Annotated in this window: 14 protein-coding genes and 6 rRNA genes; 4 read left to right on the forward strand and 16 right to left on the reverse strand. The window is 64.9% G+C overall.

The window, feature by feature from the left end; genetic code table 11:
• Nucleotides 1-12: 12 nt before the first annotated feature.
• The 8 genes from PS271_RS12620 to PS271_RS12655 form a co-directional block, all read right to left on the reverse strand.
• Nucleotides 13-1,059, reverse strand: coding sequence for an NAD-dependent epimerase/dehydratase family protein (locus tag PS271_RS12620; protein WP_398382020.1), 1,047 nt, complete (start codon nt 1,057-1,059; stop codon nt 13-15).
• Between the two features lie 273 nt (nt 1,060-1,332).
• Complete coding sequence (locus tag PS271_RS12625; protein ID WP_003948845.1) at nt 1,333-1,431, reverse strand: 30S ribosomal protein bS22; 99 nt, start codon at nt 1,429-1,431, stop codon at nt 1,333-1,335.
• A 110-nt stretch (nt 1,432-1,541) separates the two neighbouring features.
• Nucleotides 1,542-1,751 carry a helix-turn-helix domain-containing protein gene (locus tag PS271_RS12630; protein WP_123975194.1) on the reverse strand — a complete coding sequence of 70 codons (210 nt, stop codon included), beginning with the start codon at nt 1,749-1,751 and terminating at the stop codon, nt 1,542-1,544.
• A gap of 128 nt (nt 1,752-1,879) precedes the next feature.
• Complete coding sequence (locus tag PS271_RS12635; RefSeq protein ID WP_398386824.1) at nt 1,880-2,755, reverse strand: phosphatase; 876 nt, start codon at nt 2,753-2,755, stop codon at nt 1,880-1,882.
• A gap of 152 nt (nt 2,756-2,907) precedes the next feature.
• Complete coding sequence (locus tag PS271_RS12640; protein ID WP_398382021.1) at nt 2,908-4,086, reverse strand: acetoin utilization protein AcuC; 1,179 nt, start codon at nt 4,084-4,086, stop codon at nt 2,908-2,910.
• A gap of 85 nt (nt 4,087-4,171) precedes the next feature.
• Nucleotides 4,172-4,288, reverse strand: a 5S ribosomal RNA gene (gene rrf, locus PS271_RS12645).
• Nucleotides 4,289-4,374: 86 nt separating this feature from the next.
• Nucleotides 4,375-7,495 (reverse strand): 23S ribosomal RNA (locus tag PS271_RS12650).
• A 277-nt stretch (nt 7,496-7,772) separates the two neighbouring features.
• Nucleotides 7,773-9,296 (reverse strand): 16S ribosomal RNA (locus PS271_RS12655).
• Together the 16S, 23S and 5S rRNA genes form the textbook arrangement of a ribosomal RNA operon.
• A 756-nt stretch (nt 9,297-10,052) precedes the next feature.
• On the opposite strand from PS271_RS12655, the gene trpS reads away from it, so the two are divergent.
• Nucleotides 10,053-11,051, forward strand: a complete 999-nt coding sequence (gene trpS / locus PS271_RS12660) for a tryptophan--tRNA ligase (RefSeq protein ID WP_398382022.1) — start codon at nt 10,053-10,055, stop codon at nt 11,049-11,051.
• A gap of 39 nt (nt 11,052-11,090) precedes the next feature.
• Here the strand turns inward: trpS and PS271_RS12665 are convergent, their stop codons facing one another.
• Entirely contained in the window at nt 11,091-12,113 is a 1,023-nt protein-coding gene (locus tag PS271_RS12665) for a GlxA family transcriptional regulator (RefSeq protein ID WP_398382023.1), read from the reverse strand.
• A 105-nt stretch (nt 12,114-12,218) separates the two neighbouring features.
• Here PS271_RS12665 and PS271_RS12670 point away from each other — a divergent pair, with 105 nt between their 5' ends.
• Nucleotides 12,219-12,818, forward strand: a complete 600-nt coding sequence (locus PS271_RS12670; protein ID WP_398382024.1) for an isochorismatase family protein — start codon at nt 12,219-12,221, stop codon at nt 12,816-12,818.
• A 76-nt stretch (nt 12,819-12,894) separates the two neighbouring features.
• Here PS271_RS12670 and proC read toward each other — a convergent pair whose 3' ends face one another.
• Entirely contained in the window at nt 12,895-13,704 is an 810-nt protein-coding gene (gene proC, locus PS271_RS12675; RefSeq protein WP_356290283.1) for a pyrroline-5-carboxylate reductase, read from the reverse strand.
• A 480-nt stretch (nt 13,705-14,184) separates the two neighbouring features.
• On the opposite strand from proC, the gene PS271_RS12680 reads away from it, so the two are divergent.
• Nucleotides 14,185-15,822 (forward strand): SulP family inorganic anion transporter, encoded by a 1,638-nt coding sequence (locus PS271_RS12680; protein ID WP_398382025.1) that lies wholly within the window; start codon nt 14,185-14,187, stop codon nt 15,820-15,822.
• On the opposite strand, the gene PS271_RS12685 is transcribed toward PS271_RS12680, so the two are convergent.
• The 6 genes from PS271_RS12685 to PS271_RS12710 all read right to left on the reverse strand — a co-directional run bounded on the left by PS271_RS12685 (nt 15,752) and on the right by PS271_RS12710 (nt 24,135).
• Nucleotides 15,752-16,825: an NAD(P)/FAD-dependent oxidoreductase gene (locus PS271_RS12685; protein ID WP_398382026.1), complete on the reverse strand. Its 1,074-nt coding sequence runs from the start codon at nt 16,823-16,825 to the stop codon at nt 15,752-15,754. The genes PS271_RS12680 and PS271_RS12685 overlap by 71 nt on opposite strands.
• A gap of 67 nt (nt 16,826-16,892) precedes the next feature.
• The gene (locus PS271_RS12690) at nt 16,893-17,768 is read right to left on the reverse strand and encodes a sigma-70 family RNA polymerase sigma factor (protein ID WP_398382027.1); all 876 of its coding nucleotides are present in this window, start codon (nt 17,766-17,768) and stop codon (nt 16,893-16,895) included.
• A gap of 93 nt (nt 17,769-17,861) precedes the next feature.
• Nucleotides 17,862-17,978 (reverse strand): 5S ribosomal RNA (rrf, locus tag PS271_RS12695).
• 75 nt (nt 17,979-18,053) lie between these two features.
• Nucleotides 18,054-21,174 (reverse strand): 23S ribosomal RNA (locus tag PS271_RS12700).
• Nucleotides 21,175-21,451: 277 nt separating this feature from the next.
• A 16S ribosomal RNA gene (locus tag PS271_RS12705) occupies nt 21,452-22,975 on the reverse strand.
• Between the two features lie 611 nt (nt 22,976-23,586).
• The gene (locus PS271_RS12710) at nt 23,587-24,135 is read right to left on the reverse strand and encodes a MarR family winged helix-turn-helix transcriptional regulator (protein WP_120759820.1); all 549 of its coding nucleotides are present in this window, start codon (nt 24,133-24,135) and stop codon (nt 23,587-23,589) included.
• 129 nt (nt 24,136-24,264) lie between these two features.
• On the opposite strand from PS271_RS12710, the gene PS271_RS12715 reads away from it, so the two are divergent.
• Nucleotides 24,265-25,596 carry an MFS transporter gene (locus PS271_RS12715; RefSeq protein ID WP_398382028.1) on the forward strand — a complete coding sequence of 444 codons (1,332 nt, stop codon included), beginning with the start codon at nt 24,265-24,267 and terminating at the stop codon, nt 25,594-25,596.
• The last annotated feature ends 7 nt before the right edge of the window (nt 25,597-25,603 follow it).

Consider the following 25,603-nt stretch of genomic DNA (forward strand, 5'->3'; position numbering starts at 1 on the left):
TGGGTGCGCTCCTCACTTCTGGCCGCGGCCGGCAGGCAGTGCCGCGGCGATCCGGTCGACGGTACGGGCAAGGGTCTCGGGCGGCAGCAGCCCGGGGCCCCGGCTGCGCGCGTAGTCCTCGAAGGCCCCCGCCGTCGTGTAGCGGGGGTCGAAGCCGAGGGTCTCGCGCATCTGGGTGGTCCGGACGACCCGCCCGTGGGTGAGCAGCCGGATCTGCTCGGGCGAGAAGTCCGTCACGCCGACCGAACGCAGTGCGGAGCCGACCCAGGTGACGGTCGGCAGGAAGAAGGGGAGGGTGGGGCGCCCGAGGCGGCGCGCCGCCTGGGAGAGCAGCAGCACCCCGTCGCCCGCGACGTTGAAGGTGCCGCTGTTGAGCGTGCCCCTGCGCGGCTCCCCGGAGGCGATCCGCAGCACCTCGATCACATCGTCCTCGTGGACGAACTGCAGCCGCGGGTCGAAGCCGAGGACCGTGGGCAGCACGGGCAGCGCGAAGTACTCCGCGAGCGGCGAGTCGGCGCACGGCCCGAGGATGTTGGCGAAGCGCAGCACGCACACCGCCACGTCGGGCCGGCGGCGGGCGAAGCCGCGCACGTACCCCTCGGCCTCCACCACGTCCTTGGCGAAGCCGCCGCTGGGCAGCGACTTGGGCGGGGTGGTCTCGGTGAAGATCGCCGGATCGCGTGGCGCGGACCCGTAGACATTGGTGCTGGACTTGACCACCAGCCGCCGCACCGACGGCGTCTTCTGGCACGCGCCGAGCAGCTGCATCGTGCCGATGACGTTGGTCTCCTTGACCGTGGCCCGGCTGCCGCGCTTGCCCAGCGGGGTGCCGTTCACATCCATGTGGACCACCGTGTCCACACCGTGTTCGGCCAGAACCCGCGCGATCCTGGGATGGCGAATGTCCGCCCGTATGAAATCGGCCCCGCCGAGATGGTGTCCGGGTGGCACCGCGTCCACCCCGATCACCCGGTCCACATCGGGCTCACGCTGGACGCGGCGGACGAACCGGCCGCCCAGCTGCCGTGCGACTCCGGTGACGAGCACGACCTTGCCCAAGATCAGCGCCTTCCTCTGCCCACGATCCGCCCACGACGGAGCCTGACCCAGCCCATGATCCAGCCTGGGCTCAAGCCCGTGCTCAAGCCCATGAGTGGTGCTGCCGCGGCCACCGTAGCGGGTCGTTGTTGCGCTGTGATGACCAGCCGCTGCGTGGAGCTACATTTCAAGCCGTAGCCGAAGCTTTACTCACCGCAACACGGCCACAATGCACCGCAGCCCTCCCACCATGATCGGTGGAAGGGCTGCGGGACGAGCACAGCGGCGTGCCGCTTACTTCTTGTTGCGACGCTGAACGCGCGTGCGCTTGAGCAGCTTGCGGTGCTTCTTCTTGGCCATCCGCTTACGCCGCTTCTTGATAACAGAGCCCACGACTACCCTCGCTTACATCGATTCACTCGGTGCGGGGCGTCCGAGCCCACACGACCTACATCGGGCCAGCCTACCCGGCACCGGGCGATCAGCGTAATCCAGGGCCCCCGTCAGGCTGTTTCCACCCCCACGTAGGACTCTCGGAGGTACTCGTGCACCGCTTGCTCCGGGACCCGGAACGACCTGCCCACCCTGATCGCCGGCAGATGACCGCTGTGCACCAGGCGGTACACGGTCATCTTGGACACTCGCATCACCGCGGCGACTTCCGCCACGGTCAGGAACACGACCTCGTTGAGAGGCCTCTGGTCAGCAGCCATGACACACCTGAACCTTCCGCACATGACGCGCACCGGCTTCCCCTCCGGTGACTCCTCGTCGCTGCGCGCTCACTCCCCAGGTTAGGGGCGGGTGATGCGAGTGGGGAAGAGGAGCAGCCATCGGCCGCCTACTGTGACAGACACGCTCGATTGAGTACATAGCGAGTAAGCGGTCGGTAGTAATCAGACCGCACAGTGTCATCAAGCGGAACGACGACGGACACCCGCCCCTCCGCCTGCCCGACGAACGGCGCGGGGTCGTCGGCGTCGGCCGGGCCGATGGCCTCAATACCGAGCTGACCTGCCCCGCAGAGCCATCCGTGGTCTCCGATGACCATCGCCGGCAGCGGTCCGTCACCGTCGATCGACGCCCCCAGGGCCAGCCGAAGCGGCAGCGGAGAATGCGTATGTACGCCCGGCTCACTTGCGCACCCTCGCGCGCCGGGTTCACGCACCAGCGCGACGCCTCGAACGTAGTCCAGGTTGTAGGTGCGTACCCCGAACCGGGTCGTTATGTCGACACTTCGACCCTGCGCCGGGCTGAGGACAGGACATCCCACCGCCGAGAGGGCAGCGGCCAAGGAGGCGTAGAAGTCCAGGAGCCGGTGCGGATGGCCGGTCCCGAGGAGCACCGGAGCCCCTGCTTCGGCCACCGCCGCGAGCCGGTCGGCAAAGGCACCCAGTGCCTCGATCGTACGGTCGGGGTCGATGACATCCTGCCCCGACGTGTGCCGGGGATCGGCCGAAACCCCACAGGTGCGGGACATCAGGCGCAACAAGTCCCCCAGCCGCCAGGGGCATTCGGGCTCCAGCCCGAGCAGCGCCCGGGGATCCCCGGCCACGAACATCCGATACCGGCTCAGACTCCGTTCCCTGGTGGTGGATACGACGCCGGCGAGGCCGGAGCGGAGGAGATGTACGCGGAGGGCAGGGAGGGAGGCGGGAGTTGGGGTGTCGGTGGGGGCGGCGGGAGCGCCGGGGGTGGTGGCGCACGGAGCGGACAGCCGGGTCGACAGCACGCTTCCGATGCTGACGGAAGCCGGCGTGGGACGGGGCGGGTTCGCGCAGGGATCCCACGGTCGGCCTAATGCCGCCCTGAGGGGCGGGGGAGGGCTATGGACGGTCTGCGGAAGGGCTACGAGGGGTGCGGTTCGCGTTACGGCAGGAGGCCGTGGGCCGGGAAGACCGCCCGCCGGGTGGCGAGGATCGCCTGATCCAGCCGGTCCGCAGGGTCATAGCCGGAATCCACGAAGTCCTTCCACTCGGGTCGGCCCCCGTCCGTCATCCGGTGCGGCCCCGGCTGCCGGGTGCGCCGGTACACCTCAGCCCGCCACTCCTCCGGCACGGCCGTCTCAGGAGGCACGGGCGTCCCCGCGGCGATCGCCACCAGGTGGGCCCAGGACCGCGGCACGACGTCCACGACGGCGTACCCGCCGCCACCCAGGGCGACCCAGCGCCCGTCCGCGTGCTCGTGCGCAAGAGAGTGACAGGCGTCGGCGATCAGGCGCTGGGCGTCGAGCGAGACGGCGAGGTGAGCCAGCGGGTCCTCGAAGTGGGTGTCCGCGCCGTGCTGGGTCACGAGCACCTGCGGCCGGAAGGCCGCCACCAGCTCGGGCACCACGGCGTGGAACGCCCGCAGCCAGCCCGCATCACCCGTCCCCGCCGGCAGGGCCACGTTGACGGCGCCGCCCTCCGCGGACGGCGCCCCGGTCTCCTCGGGCCAACCGGTCTGCGGGAAGAGGGTGCTGGGGTGTTCGTGCAGGGAGATCGTGAGGACGCGCGGGTCCTCCCAGAACGCCGACTGGACGCCGTCGCCGTGGTGCACGTCCACGTCGACGTACACGACCCGCTCGGCACCGAGCTCCAGGAGCCGGGCGACGGCGAGGGCGGCGTCGTTGTAGACGCAGAACCCGGAGGCCGCGCCGGGCATGGCGTGGTGCAGCCCGCCGGCGAAGTTCACGGCGTGCTGGACCTCACCTCTCCATACGGCTTCGGCGGCCGCGACCGACTGCCCGGCGATGAGGGCTGACGCGTCGTGCATTCCGGAAAAGGCCGGGACGTCGGCCGTCCCGATCCCGTACGAGCCGTCGGCGGAGGCGGAGGCGGGATCGGCCGAGGCGGCGCGGACGGCGGCGATGTAGTCCTCGCGGTGCACCAGCCGCAGGGTGGATTCGCCGGCGGGCGGGGCGGCGGTGACGCGAAGTCCGCGGTCCAGGCCGAGCGCCTCGACCAGCCGCATGGTGAGGGCGAGCCGCACCGGGTCCATGGGGTGTCCGGGCCCGAAGTCGTAGCCCGTTACTGCCTCGTCCCACATCAACTGCGCACGGCCGCTCATGGGCGTCACGGTACTAGGTGGCGGGAAACGCGAAAAAGCCCTGGCAGGAACTCTAAGGTTCCCACCAGGGCTTTCTCTAAAAATTGTTCGGCGGCGTCCTACTCTCCCACACGGTCCCCCATGCAGTACCATCGGCGCTGAAAGGCTTAGCTTCCGGGTTCGGAATGTAACCGGGCGTTTCCCTAACGCTATGACCACCGAAACACTATGAAGTTAACCAACCCGGCTGTTTTCACACTGTTTTCACAGGTCGTTACTTCAGAACTAACACAGTGGACGCGAGCAACTGAGGACAAGCCCTCGGCCTATTAGTACCAGTCAGCTCCAACCGTTACCGGTCTTCCACACCTGGCCTATCAACCCAGTCGTCTACTGGGAGCCTTACCCCATCAAGTGGGTGGGAGTCCTCATCTCGAAGCAGGCTTCCCGCTTAGATGCTTTCAGCGGTTATCCCTCCCGAACGTAGCCAACCAGCCATGCCCTTGGCAGGACAACTGGCACACCAGAGGTTCGTCCGTCCCGGTCCTCTCGTACTAGGGACAGCCCTTCTCAAGACTCCTACGCGCACAGCGGATAGGGACCGAACTGTCTCACGACGTTCTAAACCCAGCTCGCGTACCGCTTTAATGGGCGAACAGCCCAACCCTTGGGACCGACTCCAGCCCCAGGATGCGACGAGCCGACATCGAGGTGCCAAACCATCCCGTCGATATGGACTCTTGGGGAAGATCAGCCTGTTATCCCCGGGGTACCTTTTATCCGTTGAGCGACGGCGCTTCCACAAGCCACCGCCGGATCACTAGTCCCGACTTTCGTCCCTGCTCGACCCGTCGGTCTCACAGTCAAGCTCCCTTGTGCACTTACACTCAACACCTGATTGCCAACCAGGCTGAGGGAACCTTTGGGCGCCTCCGTTACTCTTTAGGAGGCAACCGCCCCAGTTAAACTACCCACCAGACACTGTCCCTGATCCGGATCACGGACCCAGGTTAGACATCCAGCACGACCAGAGTGGTATTTCAACGACGACTCCACCATGGCTGGCGCCATGACTTCACAGTCTCCCACCTATCCTACACAAGCCGAACCGAACACCAATATCAAGCTATAGTAAAGGTCCCGGGGTCTTTCCGTCCTGCTGCGCGAAACGAGCATCTTTACTCGTAGTGCAATTTCACCGGGCCTATGGTTGAGACAGTCGAGAAGTCGTTACGCCATTCGTGCAGGTCGGAACTTACCCGACAAGGAATTTCGCTACCTTAGGATGGTTATAGTTACCACCGCCGTTTACTGGCGCTTAAGTTCTCAGCTTCGCCTGAACGAATCCAAGCTAACCGGTCCCCTTAACGTTCCAGCACCGGGCAGGCGTCAGTCCGTATACATCGCCTTACGGCTTCGCACGGACCTGTGTTTTTAGTAAACAGTCGCTTCTCGCTGGTCTCTGCGGCCACCCCCAGCTCAGGAAGTAAATTCCATCACCGGTTGTGGCCCCCCTTCTCCCGAAGTTACGGGGGCATTTTGCCGAGTTCCTTAACCATAGTTCACCCGAACGCCTCGGTATTCTCTACCTGACCACCTGAGTCGGTTTAGGGTACGGGCCGCCATGAAACTCGCTAGAGGCTTTTCTCGACAGCATAGGATCATCCACTTCACCACAATCGGCTCGGCATCAGGTCTCAGGCTTCATGCTGTCCGGATTTGCCTGGACAGCGCCCTACACCCTTACCCCGGGACTACCACCGCCCGGGCTGGACTACCTTCCTGCGTCACCCCATCGCTTACCTACTACCACCTTGGGTCAGCGGCTCCACCACTCCCCTTTCCCCGAAGGGTCCAGGGCGGCTTCACGGCCTTAGCATTAATGGATTCGATATTGGGCGTTTCAAAGCGGGTACCGGAATATCAACCGGTTGTCCATCGACTACGCCTGTCGGCCTCGCCTTAGGTCCCGACTTACCCTGGGCAGATCAGCTTGACCCAGGAACCCTTAGTCAATCGGCGCACACGTTTCCCACGTGTGTATCGCTACTCATGCCTGCATTCTCACTCGTGAACCGTCCACAACTCGCTTCCGCGGCTGCTTCACCCGGCACACGACGCTCCCCTACCCATCACAGCCTCCGTTGGGAGTATTGCTGCAATGACACGACTTCGGCGGTACGCTTGAGCCCCGCTACATTGTCGGCGCGGAATCACTTGACCAGTGAGCTATTACGCACTCTTTCAAGGGTGGCTGCTTCTAAGCCAACCTCCTGGTTGTCTCTGCGACTCCACATCCTTTCCCACTTAGCGTACGCTTAGGGGCCTTAGTCGATGCTCTGGGCTGTTTCCCTCTCGACCATGGAGCTTATCCCCCACAGTCTCACTGCCGCGCTCTCACTTACCGGCATTCGGAGTTTGGCTAAGGTCAGTAACCCGGTAGGGCCCATCGCCTATCCAGTGCTCTACCTCCGGCAAGAAACACACGACGCTGCACCTAAATGCATTTCGGGGAGAACCAGCTATCACGGAGTTTGATTGGCCTTTCACCCCTAACCACAGGTCATCCCCCAGGTTTTCAACCCTGGTGGGTTCGGTCCTCCACGAAGTCTTACCTCCGCTTCAACCTGCCCATGGCTAGATCACTCCGCTTCGGGTCTTGGGCGCGCTACTCAATCGCCCTATTCGGACTCGCTTTCGCTACGGCTTCCCCACACGGGTTAACCTCGCAACACACCGCAAACTCGCAGGCTCATTCTTCAAAAGGCACGCAGTCACGACTTGCAAGCAAGCTTGCAAGCGACGCTCCCACGGCTTGTAGGCACACGGTTTCAGGTACTATTTCACTCCGCTCCCGCGGTACTTTTCACCATTCCCTCACGGTACTATCCGCTATCGGTCACCAGGGAATATTTAGGCTTAACGGGTGGTCCCGCCAGATTCACACGGGATTTCTCGGGCCCCGTGCTACTTGGGTGTCTCTTAAACGAGCCGCATAGATTTCAGCTACGGGGGTCTTACCCTCTACGCCGGACCTTTCGCATGTCCTTCGCCTATCCATACGGTTTCTGACTCGTCTCACAGCCGGCAGACTATGAAAAAGAGATCCCACAACCCCGCATGCGCAACCCCTGCCGGGTATCACACACATACGGTTTGGCCTCATCCGGTTTCGCTCGCCACTACTCCCGGAATCACGGTTGTTTTCTCTTCCTGCGGGTACTGAGATGTTTCACTTCCCCGCGTTCCCTCCACACTGCCTATGTGTTCAGCAGCGGGTGACAGCCCATGACGACTGCCGGGTTTCCCCATTCGGACACCCCCGGATCAAAGCTCGGTTGACAGCTCCCCGGGGCCTATCGCGGCCTCCCACGTCCTTCATCGGTTCCTGGTGCCAAGGCATCCACCGTGCGCCCTTAAAAACTTGGCCACAGATGCTCGCGTCCACTGTGCAGTTCTCAAGCAACGACCAGCCACCCATCACCCCCGGACCAAAACCCGGAGTTCACTGGGGCCGGCGTCAAGAAGGACGAGCAACGCTCGTACCCTCAGACACCCAACAGCGTGCCCGGCATCGTCAAGCCCTTCATTCCGTTCCACGCCGAAGCAGTACTAGGAAGAAGCACCCGATGATGCCGAATAGTCAACGTTCCACCCATGAGCAACCGTGCAAGTCATTCGCTTGCAGTCGGCTATATGCTCCTTAGAAAGGAGGTGATCCAGCCGCACCTTCCGGTACGGCTACCTTGTTACGACTTCGTCCCAATCGCCAGTCCCACCTTCGACGGCTCCCTCCACAAGGGTTGGGCCACCGGCTTCGGGTGTTACCGACTTTCGTGACGTGACGGGCGGTGTGTACAAGGCCCGGGAACGTATTCACCGCAGCAATGCTGATCTGCGATTACTAGCAACTCCAACTTCATGGGGTCGAGTTGCAGACCCCAATCCGAACTGAGACCGGCTTTTTGAGATTCGCTCCACCTCACGGTATCGCAGCTCATTGTACCGGCCATTGTAGCACGTGTGCAGCCCAAGACATAAGGGGCATGATGACTTGACGTCGTCCCCACCTTCCTCCGAGTTGACCCCGGCAGTCTCCTGTGAGTCCCCATCACCCCGAAGGGCATGCTGGCAACACAGGACAAGGGTTGCGCTCGTTGCGGGACTTAACCCAACATCTCACGACACGAGCTGACGACAGCCATGCACCACCTGTACACCGACCACAAGGGGGCGACCATCTCTGGCCGTTTCCGGTGTATGTCAAGCCTTGGTAAGGTTCTTCGCGTTGCGTCGAATTAAGCCACATGCTCCGCTGCTTGTGCGGGCCCCCGTCAATTCCTTTGAGTTTTAGCCTTGCGGCCGTACTCCCCAGGCGGGGAACTTAATGCGTTAGCTGCGGCACGGACGACGTGGAATGTCGCCCACACCTAGTTCCCAACGTTTACGGCGTGGACTACCAGGGTATCTAATCCTGTTCGCTCCCCACGCTTTCGCTCCTCAGCGTCAGTATCGGCCCAGAGATCCGCCTTCGCCACCGGTGTTCCTCCTGATATCTGCGCATTTCACCGCTACACCAGGAATTCCGATCTCCCCTACCGAACTCTAGCCTGCCCGTATCGAATGCAGACCCGGGGTTAAGCCCCGGGCTTTCACATCCGACGTGACAAGCCGCCTACGAGCTCTTTACGCCCAATAATTCCGGACAACGCTTGCGCCCTACGTATTACCGCGGCTGCTGGCACGTAGTTAGCCGGCGCTTCTTCTGCAGGTACCGTCACTTTCGCTTCTTCCCTGCTGAAAGAGGTTTACAACCCGAAGGCCGTCATCCCTCACGCGGCGTCGCTGCATCAGGCTTTCGCCCATTGTGCAATATTCCCCACTGCTGCCTCCCGTAGGAGTCTGGGCCGTGTCTCAGTCCCAGTGTGGCCGGTCGCCCTCTCAGGCCGGCTACCCGTCGTCGCCTTGGTAGGCCATCACCCCACCAACAAGCTGATAGGCCGCGGGCTCATCCTGCACCGCCGGAGCTTTCCACCTTTAAAGATGCCTTCAAAGGTCATATCCGGTATTAGACCCCGTTTCCAGGGCTTGTCCCAGAGTGCAGGGCAGATTGCCCACGTGTTACTCACCCGTTCGCCACTAATCCACCCCGAAGGGCTTCATCGTTCGACTTGCATGTGTTAAGCACGCCGCCAGCGTTCGTCCTGAGCCAGGATCAAACTCTCCGTGAATGTTTACCGGTAATCCGGTGTGACACTCGCGTTGAGCGGAACAACCAGGAGGAATAGTCCCGGTCGTTCACAGCGTCCTCGCTGTGTGCCTTCCTCTAGAGGAAGGACTTTCAAAGGAACCGCGTCCCGATCAAAGATGACCGGAGACGGGGTATTTTATAGTCTGGCGTTGACTTTTGGCACGCTGTTGAGTTCTCAAGGAACGGACGCTTCCTTTGTACTCACCCTCTCGGGCTTTCCTCCGGGCGCTTCCCTTCGTTGTTTCCAACCTTACCAGATCCATTTTCCGTTCCGTTTCCGGTCCGAATCACTTTTCCGGCCCCCTGTTGGAGCGGGGTTTGTTTCGCGCCTTCCGGCGTGATCACTACTTTAGCGGATTTCCCCGGTGACTCCTAATCGGAGTCCGAGGCCTTCCCGATCCGAATTCCGGCACGCCGAAATTCATCCCGTTCAGGGGCCGTGCAGTGGTGAGTGCCGCCGGTGCGGCTCGATCGCTGCCCCTCCGGCCTTCTCGGCCCTCGCGGCAACTCGAAGAACTCTACACGACCCCGTAGGGCTCATCAAACCGGTGGCGCAAGCCGATTTCCGTCCCGTAGCCTCCCGCTCATGACCCGGCATGCACACACGCAGCAGTGGTGGGCCGCCTGACGGCGGCCACCGACTCCGTGCTCACGCATGCACCCAACGGCCGCCGCCTCGGCGGCCGTTTTGCTGTCCGTGGCGGCGTCCCTCTCCAGACAAGGGAGCGCACCAGCCATGACCCGGATCTTCAGCGGCATCAAGCCCACCGGCCATCTGACCCTCGGCAACTACCTCGGCGCCGTCCGCCAGTGGGTAGAGGTCGACCAGCACAAGGCCGACGCGCTGTTCTCCGTAGTCGACCTGCACGCCCTGACCGTGGACCACGACCCGGCCCGCGTGCGGCGGCTCAGTCGGCAGACGGCCACCCTCCTCCTGGCGGCCGGGCTGGACCCGGCCCTCTGCACGCTCTTCGTGCAGAGCCACGTGGACGAGCACACCCGGCTCTCCTATCTCCTGGAGTGCACGGCGTCCGACGGCGAGATGCGGCGGATGATCCAGTACAAGGAGAAGGCGGCCCGGGAGCAGGCGGCGGGCGGGAGCGTACGGCTGTCGTTGCTGACGTATCCCGTGCTGATGGCAGCGGACATCCTCGCGTATGCGGCGGACGAGGTTCCCGTGGGTGACGACCAGGCCCAGCACGTCGAACTCACCCGGGACCTTGCCGTGCGCTTCAACCAGCGGTACGGGCACACGTTCACCGTGCCCAAGGCCGTACTGCCGTCGGTTGCCGCACGGGTCATGGACCTCCAGTCCCCGACGGTGAAGATGGGGAAGTCCCACGGGGAGACGGCGGGCATCGTCTATCTCCTGGACGAACCGGACGCCGCACGCCGGAAGATCATGCGCGCGGTGACCGACAGCGGCAACGAGGTCGTCCACGACCGCGAGAACCGTCCGGGTGTCACGAACCTGCTGGAGATCCTGGCCGCCTGTACCGGTGGCCGGCCCGCGGACCTTGCCGCCGGCTATTCCTCGTACGGGGCGCTGAAGCGGGACACCGCCGATGCCGTGCTGGAGGTGCTGCGACCGCTACAGGAGCGGCATACGGCGCTGTGCGGCGACCCGGGTTATGTGGACGCGGTGCTGCGGGAAGGCGCAGAGCGGGCGCGGAGTCTCGCCCGGCCGACCGTGGACGCGGCGTACCGCGCCATCGGGTTGCTGCCCGCGTACTGAAGCGCGTCGGCCTGGCCCTCGCCCGCCGTCTCCCCCTTCCTAACCCGCCACCGTTTCCGTCACTGCTTCCGTCACTGCTTCCTCCGCCGCCGCCCGGAAAGCCCGCCGGTAGTCGCGCGGGCTCGTGGCGAGGCGGGCCGCGAAGTGCTGCCGCATGGTGACCTCACTGCCGAACCCGCAGCGCCGGGCCACCTCCGGCATCGGCAGCCCCGTCCGCTCCAGGAGCTTCTGTGCGGCGGCGACGCGCTGGTCGAGCAGCCACTGCACGGGCGTCGTGCCCGTCGTGGCCGTGAAGTGGCGGGCGAAGGAGCGCGGCGACATGCCGGCCCAGCCCGCCAGGTCGGCGACGGTCAGCGGTTCGGACAGGTGGCGCAGGGCCCGTTCCCGTACGGCGGCCAGGGCGTCGGCCGCGCGGTCGGAGCAGGGCGTGGGCTGTTCGACGAACTGGGCCTGCGTGCCCGTACGGAAGGGAGCGGTGACCATGGAGCGGGCGATGGTCGCCGCCGCCTCCGCGCCGTGGGCCGTACGGACCAGGTGGAGGCAGAGGTCGATGCCGGCGGCGACGCCCGCCGCGGTCCACACGCCGCCGTCCTCGACGAACAGGGCGTCGGGGACGACCTGGACGCCGGGATGGCTGCGGGCCAGGAGCCCGGTGAGGTTCCAGTGGGTGACCGCGCGGCGGCCGTCGAGCAGACCGGCCTGAGCGAGGACGAAGGCGCCGCCGCAGAGGGCGGCGACCGGAACGCCCGCGGCATGGGCACTGCGCAGGGCGGCGAGGACGGGTTCCGGGACCGGGGCCAGGTGCTCCTCCACCCCGGGGACGACCACGAGGTCGCTCGCGCCGTACCCGTCCAGGGCCTCGAGGCCCTGGTCCGGTGTGAGGGTGAGGCCACCGGCCATGGCCACGGGTGCCCGGCCGGCGCCGTGGCGGCGCAGCGCGAAGCGGGGAGCGCCGCGGTCGGTGCGGTCGACGCCCCAGACCTCGGAGATGACGGCGACGTCGAAGGTGCGGATGCCGGGGAAGGCCACGAGGGCGATGCGCTGCGCTGGCTGTGGCTGCATGCGCACCATCCTGCCGCCCGCGCCGGCCACGTGTGGCAGCAATTCATCGAACAGGGTCTCTTCTGCCACTGGGCCGGCCGCGCGGTGGCGACCAGGATCGTCAGCATGAACAGCGCAGAGAACATCCGAATCAGCGACAACGCCGCCCTCGTCGTCATCGACGTCCAGAACGGGTGGAACGACCAGGACTCCTTCCCGCCCCGCAACAACCCCGCCGCCGAGGACAACATGGCGCGGCTGATCGACACCTGGCAGGCGGCGGGCCGGCCGGTGGTGTTCGTACGGCACGACTCGCCCAAGCCGGATTCGCCGCTGCGCCCGGGGCAGCAGGGGAATGACTTTCAGGACTTCGTCCAGGAGCGGCGCGGCAAGGGCAGCGGTCCGGAGCTGCTCGTCACAAAGACGGTGAACTCGGCGTTCCTCGGCACGCCGGATCTGGGGCGCTGGCTGGACGAGGCCGGGATCCGGCAGCTGGTGGTCATCGGCATCATGACGAACTGGTGCGTGGAGACGACCGCCCGGATGGGCGGGAACCTCGGCTACGACGTGATCGTGCCGGTGGACGCGACGTACACGTTCGACGCGGTCGGGCCGGACGGGGAGTCGCTCACGGCGGACGAGCTGTTCCGGGCGACGGCGACGAACCTGCACGCCGCCGGCTTCGCGAGGATCGCGCCGACGGCGGCTCTGGTGGAGCAGGACTGACCCCGGCCCCGGTGGAGCAGGGCTGACACCCGGCTCCGGCGGAGCAGGACTGACGCCCCCACCCGGCAGCGAACTGTCAGCCCTCGCCCGAGGCCAGCTCCCGGCTGCGGTCGCGGGCGGCCTCCAGGGCGGCGATCAGCGCATGCCGCACACCGTGCTTCTCCAGCTCGCGGATGGCGTTGATCGTGGTCCCGGCCGGTGAGGTGACCGCCTCGCGGAGCTTGACCGGGTGCTCGCCGCTGTCGCGGAGCATGACGGCCGCGCCGATGGCGGCCTGGACGATCAGATCGTGGGCCTTGTCCCGCGGGAGGCCGAGGAGGATGCCGGCGTCGGTCATCGCCTCGACGAGGAAGTAGAAGTACGCCGGTCCCGAGCCGGACAGCGCCGTGGCCGCGTCCTGCTGGGACTCGGGCACCCGGAGCGTCTTGCCGACGGGCTTGAAGATCGCTTCCGTGCGGAGGAGGTGGTCCTCCGTGGCGTGGGTGCCGCCCGAGATCACCGACATGCCCTCGTCCACCAGGACGGGGGTGTTCGGCATGACGCGCACCACGGGGTTGCCGCCCGGCAGCCGCTCCTCGAAGAACGACGTGGGCACGCCGGCCGCCGCGCTGATGACCAGCCGGTCGGCGGGCAGGTGCGGGGCGAGCTCGCCGAGGAGCGCCGCCATGTCCTGCGGCTTCACGGCCAGGATGAGGGTGTCGGCGGTCTTGGCGGCCTCGGCGTTGGTAACCGTCTCGACGCCGTACCGGGCACGGAGCGCCTCCGCCCGCTCGGGGCGGCGCGCGGTGACCAGGAGGTCCCCGGTCGACCAGCCGGCGCGGATCATGCCGCTCAGGAGCGCCTCGCCGATCTTTCCGGTACCGAGGACGGCGACTTTCTGGGTCACGAACTCCACCTCTTCGCTGGTCGGAAGCATGTCTGAGCTGGTCGGGGGCGTGCCCGGTCATCTTTGCACCCCGCGCGCACGTCGTGCGCCGGGCACAGCCCGCCGGTAAGCCCACGGGGGCCTGCGCCGGAGTGAGGGGACGAGCGGATTCCGGCCGACCGCCTCAGCGTTTACATCGTGGTAACGCGCCGACGCTCCCCGGGCCTTGGCCGCTTGGACAGAATGACCGCGGGTGTCCACGGCACGCTCCGTCACCCTCTACCGTCCGGCCGGCCCTCACCCGACGTCCCCGCTGCCCGTACGCCTCTACAACCGTACGTCCGCATCCGTACGGTCCGTTTCCCCACATCCCGCACGGTCCGACCAGCACATCCCCGCAAGGTCCACCGGCTCTGACAAGCCGGCTCCGACAAGAGGCCCGACAGGCAACGATCAACGATCACATCGCTGCGCGACGCCACGCGCTGGAGGCAGATCCTCATGGACAAAATACCCCTCAGCCATGCCCGCAAAGTGCTCTCCAGGACCAAGCTCCGGTCAAACCCTCCCCACAGCGGCCCCAACGCCCGGGGCTCCGGCAACAAGGGCCCCGGCGGCGCCGGCCGGGGCGGCCTGCACCGTGACTTCCGAGCCGACGTCACCGCCTCGCTCGTCGTCTTCCTGATCGCCGTACCGCTCTCCGTCGGCATCGCCGTCGCCTCGGGCGTCCCGGTCGAACTGGGCCTGGTCACCGGCGTGGTCGGCGGCCTCCTCACCGGGCTGCTGCCGGGCAGCAGCCTGCAGGTCAGCGGCCCGGCCGCCGGCCTGACCGTCCTCGTGTACGAGGCCGTGCGCGAATTCGGGCTCACCGCGCTCGGCGCGCTGGTCCTCACCGCCGGCCTGCTACAGATCGCCATGGGGCTGCTGCGCCTGGGCCGCTGGTTCCGGGCGATCTCCGTCGCCGTGGTCCAGGGCATGCTGGCCGGCATCGGCCTGGTCCTCATGGCGGGCCAGATCTATGCCATGGCCGACATGCGCCCGCCCGGGAGCGGCCCGGAGAAGCTCGCGGGCATCCCCGACCTGATCATCGAGACGCTGATCTCGACGGATGCCCTGACCGCCGCGGCGGTCGGCACGGGCACGATCGCCGTACTGGTGCTGTGGCCCCGCTGGCGGCGCGGGGCCCAGTACGTCCCCGCGCCCCTGGTGGCGGTCGCGCTGGCGACGAGCGTGGTCGCCGGCCTGAACCTGCCGGTGGCCCGCATCGAGGTGAACGGGCTGCTCGACGCGGTCCAGCCGCCGGGCAGCGCGGACTTCGCGCGGCTCGGCGAAATGAGCGTCCTGGGCACGGTCCTGGCCTTCGCCCTGATCGCCTCGGCCGAGACGCTGTTCAGCGCCGCCGCCGTCGACCGGCTGCACGAGGGCCCGCGCACGGACTACAACAAGGAGCTCATCGCCCAGGGCGCCGGCAACACGGTGTGCGGGGCACTCGGCGCCCTGCCCATGACGGCGGTCATCGTCCGCAGCTCGGCCAACGTCCGGGCCGGGGCGAAGACCAAGGCGTCGCGCGTCCTGCACGGCGTGTGGCTGCTGGTCTTCGTCGCACTCGTCCCCTGGGCCCTGGAGGTCATCCCGGTGGCGGCACTCGCGGGGGTGCTGATGCACGCGGGGTGGAAACTGCTGCCCTTCCAGGACGTCGCCCGGCTCTGGCGCGAGCACCGCGGCGAAGCCGTAGTGCTCGTGGTGACCACGGGGGCCATCGTGGCGACGAACCTCTTCGAGGGCGTCGTCATCGGCCTGCTGATGGCCGTCGCCAAAGCCGCGTGGGAGACCTCGCACGTCCATGTGGAGGCCCGGACGGCCGAGGACGGCACGGTGCACGTCCGGATCCTGGGCAATGCCAACTTCCTCCGACTGCCCAGGATCCTCGACGAGTTGGAGGCCACGCTGCCGCGCTCGGGCCGCGGCGTGGAGCTCGACCTGAGCGGTCTGCGGCACATGGACCACGCGTGCCGGTCGGCACTCACCGCGTGGGCGGAACGCAACGCCGACTCCCGCGGCCCGGTGGCTACCGGACACGGGCCAGGCTCGCCGCCACATGCAGGCTCCGGACCGTGGAGCGGACAACCTGCTCCTTGACGAAGGCCGCCGGCCGCCCGGTCAGCACGGAGCTGCGCGGTGAGTCATCGCCGTGCACCGGCTGGATGAGCCCGTCGCCGCGACCGAGGCTGATGCACTGCATGACGTAGCGGAACGCGAGCGGCCGCGCCGGCCGGGACTCAATGTCGGCGAGGACGGACGCCGCGGCGTGCGCGCCCGTGGGCATCGCGGTCGCGCACGCCATACGAAGGGAGGTGGCCGCCGCGTCACCAGCTGCGTAAACGGCCGGGTCCGTGACCGACCGGAGCGTACGGTCGACCCGGATCCGGCCCGCGGCGTCGAGCTCAAGGCCGGCTGCGGCCGCGAGCTCCGTCCGCGGCCGCAGCGCCGCCGACCAGACGGTGACATCCGCGTCGACGTCGCCGACGGAGGTGACGCACTTCCCTTCCCTCACCTGCACGCCCATCGCACCGAGAGTCGTACGGACATGCCTGCGCCCCTTGCCGGACAGGCCCGCGCCGAGCGCGCCGGCGGTGAGGAGACGGACCTCCCACTCGGGGTGCGATTCGGCGATCTCGGCGGCGAGTTCGACTCCGGTGAGCCCGCCGCCGACGACGGCGAGCCGGCCCGGCCCGTCGAGCAGCTGCTTGCCCAGCTCGGCCGCCGACTCGGCGGTGTAGGCCCGCTCCGCCGGGTCGTGCGCGGCGCGGGTATCCGTCACGCTGCCGAGTGCGTACACGAGCCGGTCGTAGGAGACGGTCCGGCCGTCGTCCGTGCGGAGCTGCCGGCCCGCGCGGTCCAGGTCGACGGCGCGGGCGGCGATGTGCCGGATCCGTGTGCCCCGGAGGAGTGCGGACAGGGGGTGAGTGACGCTCACTTCGGGCCGCCCCGTGGTGAGTTGGTGCAGGCGGACACGCTCGGTGAAGCGGTCGCTGGGGTCGATGAGAGTGACGGTGAGGCGGGGATTCCGCGCCACCCGCAGGGCAGCGGTGAGACCGGCGTAGCCGGCGCCTAGGACGACGATGTCAGGTCGGTGCGTCATACCCAACAGACGAAACAGCGGGCCGAAGTGTGACAGCCGCCGGCGAACGGCTGGTGGGCGGTCGGCGTCAGAGGTCGTGCGGATCGAGGTGGCGGAGCTTGTCCGGGTTGGCGACGGCATAGACCTCCGTGATCCGGCCCTCGTGCACAGTGAACGCGATGACCAGCACCCGGCCCCGGCCCGGGTCGACGGAGACGATGCCGGGTGCGCCGTTGACGTCCCGGACCACCACACGCATCGACAGCGGGTCGAAGCCACGGCTGATTCCCTGGGCGAAACGGGCGACGTTCTCGCTTCCGCACACGGGGCGACGGGCGGCCGAGACCTTCCCGCCACCGTCCGAGCGCCAGACGACATCGGGGTCCAGGACGGACAGGAGACTCTTGAAGTCGCCGTTCATCACGGCGGCGAGAAAAGCGTCGACTGCGCGGCGGTGCTCGGCGCGGTCGACGGAACAGCGCGGGGACTCGGCACGCACGCGCTTCCGTGCGCGGGACGCCAGCTGCCGTACGGAGGTCGGGGTGCGGCCGACGACTTCGGCGATTTCGGTGAACGGAACAGAGAACACGTCGTGCAGGATGAACGCCGTCCGCTCGGCCGGCGCGAGCTTCTCCAGCACGGTCAGCAGCGCGATGCCGACGGATTCGTCCAGGGTGACCCGGTCCTCGGGACCGGGAAACGCCCCGACGACCGGTTCGGGCAGCCAGGGGCCGACATAGGTTTCGCGGCGGGAGCGGGCGGAGCCGAGCTGGTCGAGGCAGATGCGGCTGACGACGGTCGTCAGATAGGCGGCGGGATTGCCGGCTTCGTCATCGGGGAGGAGCTGCCAGCGCAGCCAGGTCTCTTGCACCGCGTCTTCTGCATCGGCGACCGAGCCGGTGATGCGGTAGGCGACGGCCCAGAGTTGCGGGCGGTGTTTCTCGAAATCAGCCAGGGGTGCCATGGGACCACCGGCTCCTCTCGTGAGGGTGCTGGAAAACGCGAAAAAGCCCTGGCAGGAACTCTAAGGTTCCCACCAGGGCTTTCTCTAAAAATTGTTCGGCGGCGTCCTACTCTCCCACACGGTCCCCCATGCAGTACCATCGGCGCTGAAAGGCTTAGCTTCCGGGTTCGGAATGTAACCGGGCGTTTCCCTAACGCTATGACCACCGAAACACTATGAAGTTAACCAACCCGGCTGTTTTCACAGGTCGTTACTTCAGAACTAACACAGTGGACGCGAGCAACTGAGGACAAGCCCTCGGCCTATTAGTACCAGTCAGCTCCAACCGTTACCGGTCTTCCACACCTGGCCTATCAACCCAGTCGTCTACTGGGAGCCTTACCCCATCAAGTGGGTGGGAGTCCTCATCTCGAAGCAGGCTTCCCGCTTAGATGCTTTCAGCGGTTATCCCTCCCGAACGTAGCCAACCAGCCATGCCCTTGGCAGGACAACTGGCACACCAGAGGTTCGTCCGTCCCGGTCCTCTCGTACTAGGGACAGCCCTTCTCAAGACTCCTACGCGCACAGCGGATAGGGACCGAACTGTCTCACGACGTTCTAAACCCAGCTCGCGTACCGCTTTAATGGGCGAACAGCCCAACCCTTGGGACCGACTCCAGCCCCAGGATGCGACGAGCCGACATCGAGGTGCCAAACCATCCCGTCGATATGGACTCTTGGGGAAGATCAGCCTGTTATCCCCGGGGTACCTTTTATCCGTTGAGCGACGGCGCTTCCACAAGCCACCGCCGGATCACTAGTCCCGACTTTCGTCCCTGCTCGACCCGTCGGTCTCACAGTCAAGCTCCCTTGTGCACTTACACTCAACACCTGATTGCCAACCAGGCTGAGGGAACCTTTGGGCGCCTCCGTTACTCTTTAGGAGGCAACCGCCCCAGTTAAACTACCCACCAGACACTGTCCCTGATCCGGATCACGGACCCAGGTTAGACATCCAGCACGACCAGAGTGGTATTTCAACGACGACTCCACCATGGCTGGCGCCATGACTTCACAGTCTCCCACCTATCCTACACAAGCCGAACCGAACACCAATATCAAGCTATAGTAAAGGTCCCGGGGTCTTTCCGTCCTGCTGCGCGAAACGAGCATCTTTACTCGTAGTGCAATTTCACCGGGCCTATGGTTGAGACAGTCGAGAAGTCGTTACGCCATTCGTGCAGGTCGGAACTTACCCGACAAGGAATTTCGCTACCTTAGGATGGTTATAGTTACCACCGCCGTTTACTGGCGCTTAAGTTCTCAGCTTCGCCTGAACGAATCCAAGCTAACCGGTCCCCTTAACGTTCCAGCACCGGGCAGGCGTCAGTCCGTATACATCGCCTTACGGCTTCGCACGGACCTGTGTTTTTAGTAAACAGTCGCTTCTCGCTGGTCTCTGCGGCCACCCCCAGCTCAGGAAGTAAATTCCATCACCGGTTGTGGCCCCCCTTCTCCCGAAGTTACGGGGGCATTTTGCCGAGTTCCTTAACCATAGTTCACCCGAACGCCTCGGTATTCTCTACCTGACCACCTGAGTCGGTTTAGGGTACGGGCCGCCATGAAACTCGCTAGAGGCTTTTCTCGACAGCATAGGATCATCCACTTCACCACAATCGGCTCGGCATCAGGTCTCAGGCTTCATGCTGTCCGGATTTGCCTGGACAGCGCCCTACACCCTTACCCCGGGACTACCACCGCCCGGGCTGGACTACCTTCCTGCGTCACCCCATCGCTTACCTACTACCACCTTGGGTCAGCGGCTCCACCACTCCCCTTTCCCCGAAGGGTCCAGGGCGGCTTCACGGCCTTAGCATTAATGGATTCGATATTGGGCGTTTCAAAGCGGGTACCGGAATATCAACCGGTTGTCCATCGACTACGCCTGTCGGCCTCGCCTTAGGTCCCGACTTACCCTGGGCAGATCAGCTTGACCCAGGAACCCTTAGTCAATCGGCGCACACGTTTCCCACGTGTGTATCGCTACTCATGCCTGCATTCTCACTCGTGAACCGTCCACAACTCGCTTCCGCGGCTGCTTCACCCGGCACACGACGCTCCCCTACCCATCACAGCCTCCGTTGGGAGTATTGCTGCAATGACACGACTTCGGCGGTACGCTTGAGCCCCGCTACATTGTCGGCGCGGAATCACTTGACCAGTGAGCTATTACGCACTCTTTCAAGGGTGGCTGCTTCTAAGCCAACCTCCTGGTTGTCTCTGCGACTCCACATCCTTTCCCACTTAGCGTACGCTTAGGGGCCTTAGTCGATGCTCTGGGCTGTTTCCCTCTCGACCATGGAGCTTATCCCCCACAGTCTCACTGCCGCGCTCTCACTTACCGGCATTCGGAGTTTGGCTAAGGTCAGTAACCCGGTAGGGCCCATCGCCTATCCAGTGCTCTACCTCCGGCAAGAAACACACGACGCTGCACCTAAATGCATTTCGGGGAGAACCAGCTATCACGGAGTTTGATTGGCCTTTCACCCCTAACCACAGGTCATCCCCCAGGTTTTCAACCCTGGTGGGTTCGGTCCTCCACGAAGTCTTACCTCCGCTTCAACCTGCCCATGGCTAGATCACTCCGCTTCGGGTCTTGGGCGCGCTACTCAATCGCCCTATTCGGACTCGCTTTCGCTACGGCTTCCCCACACGGGTTAACCTCGCAACACACCGCAAACTCGCAGGCTCATTCTTCAAAAGGCACGCAGTCACGACTTGCAAGCAAGCTTGCAAGCGACGCTCCCACGGCTTGTAGGCACACGGTTTCAGGTACTATTTCACTCCGCTCCCGCGGTACTTTTCACCATTCCCTCACGGTACTATCCGCTATCGGTCACCAGGGAATATTTAGGCTTAACGGGTGGTCCCGCCAGATTCACACGGGATTTCTCGGGCCCCGTGCTACTTGGGTGTCTCTTAAACGAGCCGTTGATGTTTCAGCTACGGGGGTCTTACCCTCTACGCCGGACCTTTCGCATGTCCTTCGCCTACACCAACGGTTTCTGACTCGTCTCACAGCCGGCAGACTATGAAAAAGAGATCCCACAACCCCGCATGCGCAACCCCTGCCGGGTATCACACACATACGGTTTGGCCTCATCCGGTTTCGCTCGCCACTACTCCCGGAATCACGGTTGTTTTCTCTTCCTGCGGGTACTGAGATGTTTCACTTCCCCGCGTTCCCTCCACACTGCCTATGTGTTCAGCAGCGGGTGACAGCCCATGACGACTGCCGGGTTTCCCCATTCGGACACCCCCGGATCAAAGCTCGGTTGACAGCTCCCCGGGGCCTATCGCGGCCTCCCACGTCCTTCATCGGTTCCTGGTGCCAAGGCATCCACCGTGCGCCCTTAAAAACTTGGCCACAGATGCTCGCGTCCACTGTGCAGTTCTCAAGCAACGACCAGCCACCCATCACCCCCGGACCAAAACCCGGAGTTCACTGGGGCCGGCGTCAAGAAGGACGAGCAACGCTCGTACCCTCAGACACCCAACAGCGTGCCCGGCCCAGCCACTCACTCTCTGTGTTCCACGCCGAAGCAGTACTAACAGGGAGATCCTGAACTGTGCCGAATAGTCAACGTTCCACCCATGAGCAACCGTGCAAGTCATTCGCTTGCAGTCGGCTATATGCTCCTTAGAAAGGAGGTGATCCAGCCGCACCTTCCGGTACGGCTACCTTGTTACGACTTCGTCCCAATCGCCAGTCCCACCTTCGACGGCTCCCTCCACAAGGGTTGGGCCACCGGCTTCGGGTGTTACCGACTTTCGTGACGTGACGGGCGGTGTGTACAAGGCCCGGGAACGTATTCACCGCAGCAATGCTGATCTGCGATTACTAGCAACTCCAACTTCATGGGGTCGAGTTGCAGACCCCAATCCGAACTGAGACCGGCTTTTTGAGATTCGCTCCACCTCACGGTATCGCAGCTCATTGTACCGGCCATTGTAGCACGTGTGCAGCCCAAGACATAAGGGGCATGATGACTTGACGTCGTCCCCACCTTCCTCCGAGTTGACCCCGGCAGTCTCCTGTGAGTCCCCATCACCCCGAAGGGCATGCTGGCAACACAGGACAAGGGTTGCGCTCGTTGCGGGACTTAACCCAACATCTCACGACACGAGCTGACGACAGCCATGCACCACCTGTACACCGACCACAAGGGGGCGACCATCTCTGGCCGTTTCCGGTGTATGTCAAGCCTTGGTAAGGTTCTTCGCGTTGCGTCGAATTAAGCCACATGCTCCGCTGCTTGTGCGGGCCCCCGTCAATTCCTTTGAGTTTTAGCCTTGCGGCCGTACTCCCCAGGCGGGGAACTTAATGCGTTAGCTGCGGCACGGACGACGTGGAATGTCGCCCACACCTAGTTCCCAACGTTTACGGCGTGGACTACCAGGGTATCTAATCCTGTTCGCTCCCCACGCTTTCGCTCCTCAGCGTCAGTATCGGCCCAGAGATCCGCCTTCGCCACCGGTGTTCCTCCTGATATCTGCGCATTTCACCGCTACACCAGGAATTCCGATCTCCCCTACCGAACTCTAGCCTGCCCGTATCGAATGCAGACCCGGGGTTAAGCCCCGGGCTTTCACATCCGACGTGACAAGCCGCCTACGAGCTCTTTACGCCCAATAATTCCGGACAACGCTTGCGCCCTACGTATTACCGCGGCTGCTGGCACGTAGTTAGCCGGCGCTTCTTCTGCAGGTACCGTCACTTTCGCTTCTTCCCTGCTGAAAGAGGTTTACAACCCGAAGGCCGTCATCCCTCACGCGGCGTCGCTGCATCAGGCTTTCGCCCATTGTGCAATATTCCCCACTGCTGCCTCCCGTAGGAGTCTGGGCCGTGTCTCAGTCCCAGTGTGGCCGGTCGCCCTCTCAGGCCGGCTACCCGTCGTCGCCTTGGTAGGCCATCACCCCACCAACAAGCTGATAGGCCGCGGGCTCATCCTGCACCGCCGGAGCTTTCCACCTTTGAAGATGCCTTCAAAGGTCATATCCGGTATTAGACCCCGTTTCCAGGGCTTGTCCCAGAGTGCAGGGCAGATTGCCCACGTGTTACTCACCCGTTCGCCACTAATCCACCCCGAAGGGCTTCATCGTTCGACTTGCATGTGTTAAGCACGCCGCCAGCGTTCGTCCTGAGCCAGGATCAAACTCTCCGTGAATGTTTACCCGTAATCGGGTCATACACCACGAGAGCGGAACAACCAGGAGGAATAGTCCCGGTCGTTCACAGCGTCCTCGCTGTGTGCCTTCCCCTAGAGGAAGGACTTTTCAAAGGAACCGCGTCCCGATCCATACGGACCGGAGACGGGGTATTTTATAGTCTGGCGTTGACTTTTGGCACGCTGTTGAGTTCTCAAGGAACGGACGCTTCCTTTGTACTCACCCTCTCGGGCTTTCCTCCGGGCGCTTCCCTTCGTTGTTTCCAACCTTACCAGATCCGTTTTCCGTTCCGTTTCCGGTCCGAATCACTTTTCCGGCCCCCTGTTGGAGCGGGGTTTGTTTCGCGCCTTCCGGCGTGATCACTACTTTAGCGGATTTCCCCGGCGACTCCTAATCGGAGTCCGAGGCCTTCCCGATCCGAATTCCGGCACGCCGAAATTCATCCCGTTCAGGGGCCGTGCAGTGGTGAGTGCCGCCGGTGCGGCTCGAGTGGCTGTCTCAGAACCGTCATGGCTCCGTGACAACTCGGAGAACACTACCCATCCGTCAGAGGAGTGTCAACTGGCCGCTGAGCACCCCTCAGTCGGACTCAATCGGGCCCGGCCGGACCTCAGTCGAGGTCACTCAGCCGTCCTCCCGCGTCCGGCTGGGCGTCCTCCACCCGGCGCAGGAGGCGGGTCAGCATCTCGCCGAGCCGGCCGCGCTCCTCGCCCGAGAGGTCCTGGAGCAGGTCCTCCTCGAAGACCGTGGCCATCCGCATGGCCTCCAGCCACTTCCCCCGGCCTTCCTCCGTAATGCCGACGATGACGCGGACGCGGTTGCTCTCGTCGCGTTCCCGGGTCACCAGGCCCTCCGCGACCATCCGGTCGATGCGGTGGGTCATGGCGGCAGGAGTGAGGCCGAGCCGCTTGGCGAGGTCGCCGGGGCCCAGGCGGTACGGGGCGCCGGCCAGCACGAGGGCCTTGAGGACCTCCCACTCGGCGTTGCTGATGCCGAGCTCCGCGGTCTGGCGCCCGTAGGCGACGTTCATCCGCCGGTTGAGGCGGCTGAGCGCCGAGACGACCTTCTCCACCTGGGGGTCAAGGTCCTGGAATTCGCGCTGATAGGCGGCGATCTGTTCGTCGAGGCTCGGCTCGGAGGCGCCGGGGGTGTCAGCCATGCCCGGCAGTATGACACGAACCGATTCGCGCTAAAGCCCTTCGGCATGTACTCTTTAGCTTCGAACTTTACTGTTGAAGTCTTCAGGCTTGGACAGTCCGCCCCTCAATCTCGACCTAGGAAGGTGAGTGTGACCACCGCGATGGGCGCAGCTCTGCGCCGGATCCAGCTGGGGAACGCCCTGAGTGCGTTCGGCAACGGCTTCACCGTCCCGTTCCTGTTCATCTATGTGTCGCAGGTACGGGATCTCGGAGCGAGCACCGCAGGCCTGGTGCTCATGACGTTCGCCGTGTCCGCTCTCGTCGTCCTCCCCTTCGTCGGCCGGGTCATCGACCGGCGGGGTCCGCTGCCTGTTGCCGTCGCCGGTACGGTCGCCGCCGCTGCCGGGTCGATGGGGATGGGGCTCGCGTCCACCGAGCTGATGGTCTTCGCCGCGGCCGCGGCGCTGGGCGCCGGCATCGCGGTGATCCAGCCGACGCTCGCCACGATGATCGTCTGGTGCTCGACGCCGACGACCCGGTCGCGTGCGTTCGCGATGCAGTTCTTCCTGAACAACCTGGGCCTCGGTCTCGGCGGCCTGCTCGGCGGACAGCTCGTGGACACCTCGGACCCGGGCAGCTTCGTGCGTCTCTTCTCGATCGAGGCGGCGATGTTCCTGGTGCTGGGTGTCGCCGTGGCGACCGTACGGCTGCCGAAGGCGCCCAGGGTCGAGGACGCGGTCCCGACGGACGAGGGTGCCAAGGGCGGCTGGCGGACGCTGCTGGGCGACCGGGCCATGGTGCAGCTGTGCGTCCTGGGCTTCGTGATGTTCTTCGCCTGCTACGGGCAGTTCGAGTCGGGTCTGGCGGCCTTCGCGGTCGAGGTCACCCGTATCTCGCCCGCGACGCTCGGCATCGCGCTCGCCGCCAACACCGCGGCGATCGTGCTGGCGCAGTTCGTCGTCCTCAAGCTGGTCGAGGGGCACCGGCGCAGCCGGGTCATGGCGCTCGTGGGTCTCATCTGGACCGTTGCGTGGGTGGCCGCGGGGGTCTCCGGGCTCGTTCCGGGGGCGCACGGTGTGGCGACCGCGCTGCTGATCTCCACGTACGCGCTCTTCGGTATCGGTGAGTCGATGCTGTCGCCGACGGTGGCGCCGCTGGTTGCGGACCTGGCGCCGGCCCGGCTGGTCGGTCAGTACAACTCGGCGTTCGCGCTCGTGAAGCAGCTCGCGCTGGCGATCGGGCCGGCCGTGGGCGGTCTGCTGGCCGGTGGCGGCCTGTACGTGGCGTACATAGCCATGGTGATCGCCTGTTCCCTGCTCATCACCACCCTGGCGCTGCGGCTGGGCCGCCGGCTCACCCCGGCGCAGGACAATCCGCTGGTGACGCGGGCACAGCACCGCCCCGCGAAGGCGGAAGCCGTAGCGGAGACGGAAACGGAGACGGAAGCGGAGACGAGCGAGCGCACTGTCGTACACGTCTGACACACGT

The organism is Streptomyces sp. SCA2-17 (assembly GCF_044336695.1).

Coding starts and splice junctions, on each gene's coding strand:
- PS271_RS12670 (WP_398382024.1), top strand. CDS start 12,219: ATGAACAGCGCAGAGAACATCCGAATCAGCGACAACGCCGCCCTCGTC.
- PS271_RS12685 (WP_398382026.1), bottom strand. CDS start 16,825: ATGACGCACCGACCTGACATCGTCGTCCTAGGCGCCGGCTACGCCGGT.
- PS271_RS12710 (WP_120759820.1), bottom strand. CDS start 24,135: ATGGCTGACACCCCCGGCGCCTCCGAGCCGAGCCTCGACGAACAGATC.
- trpS (WP_398382022.1), top strand. CDS start 10,053: ATGACCCGGATCTTCAGCGGCATCAAGCCCACCGGCCATCTGACCCTC.
- PS271_RS12680 (WP_398382025.1), top strand. CDS start 14,185: ATGGACAAAATACCCCTCAGCCATGCCCGCAAAGTGCTCTCCAGGACC.
- PS271_RS12665 (WP_398382023.1), bottom strand. CDS start 12,113: ATGCAGCCACAGCCAGCGCAGCGCATCGCCCTCGTGGCCTTCCCCGGC.
- PS271_RS12690 (WP_398382027.1), bottom strand. CDS start 17,768: ATGGCACCCCTGGCTGATTTCGAGAAACACCGCCCGCAACTCTGGGCC.
- PS271_RS12640 (WP_398382021.1), bottom strand. CDS start 4,086: ATGAGCGGCCGTGCGCAGTTGATGTGGGACGAGGCAGTAACGGGCTAC.
- PS271_RS12630 (WP_123975194.1), bottom strand. CDS start 1,751: ATGGCTGCTGACCAGAGGCCTCTCAACGAGGTCGTGTTCCTGACCGTG.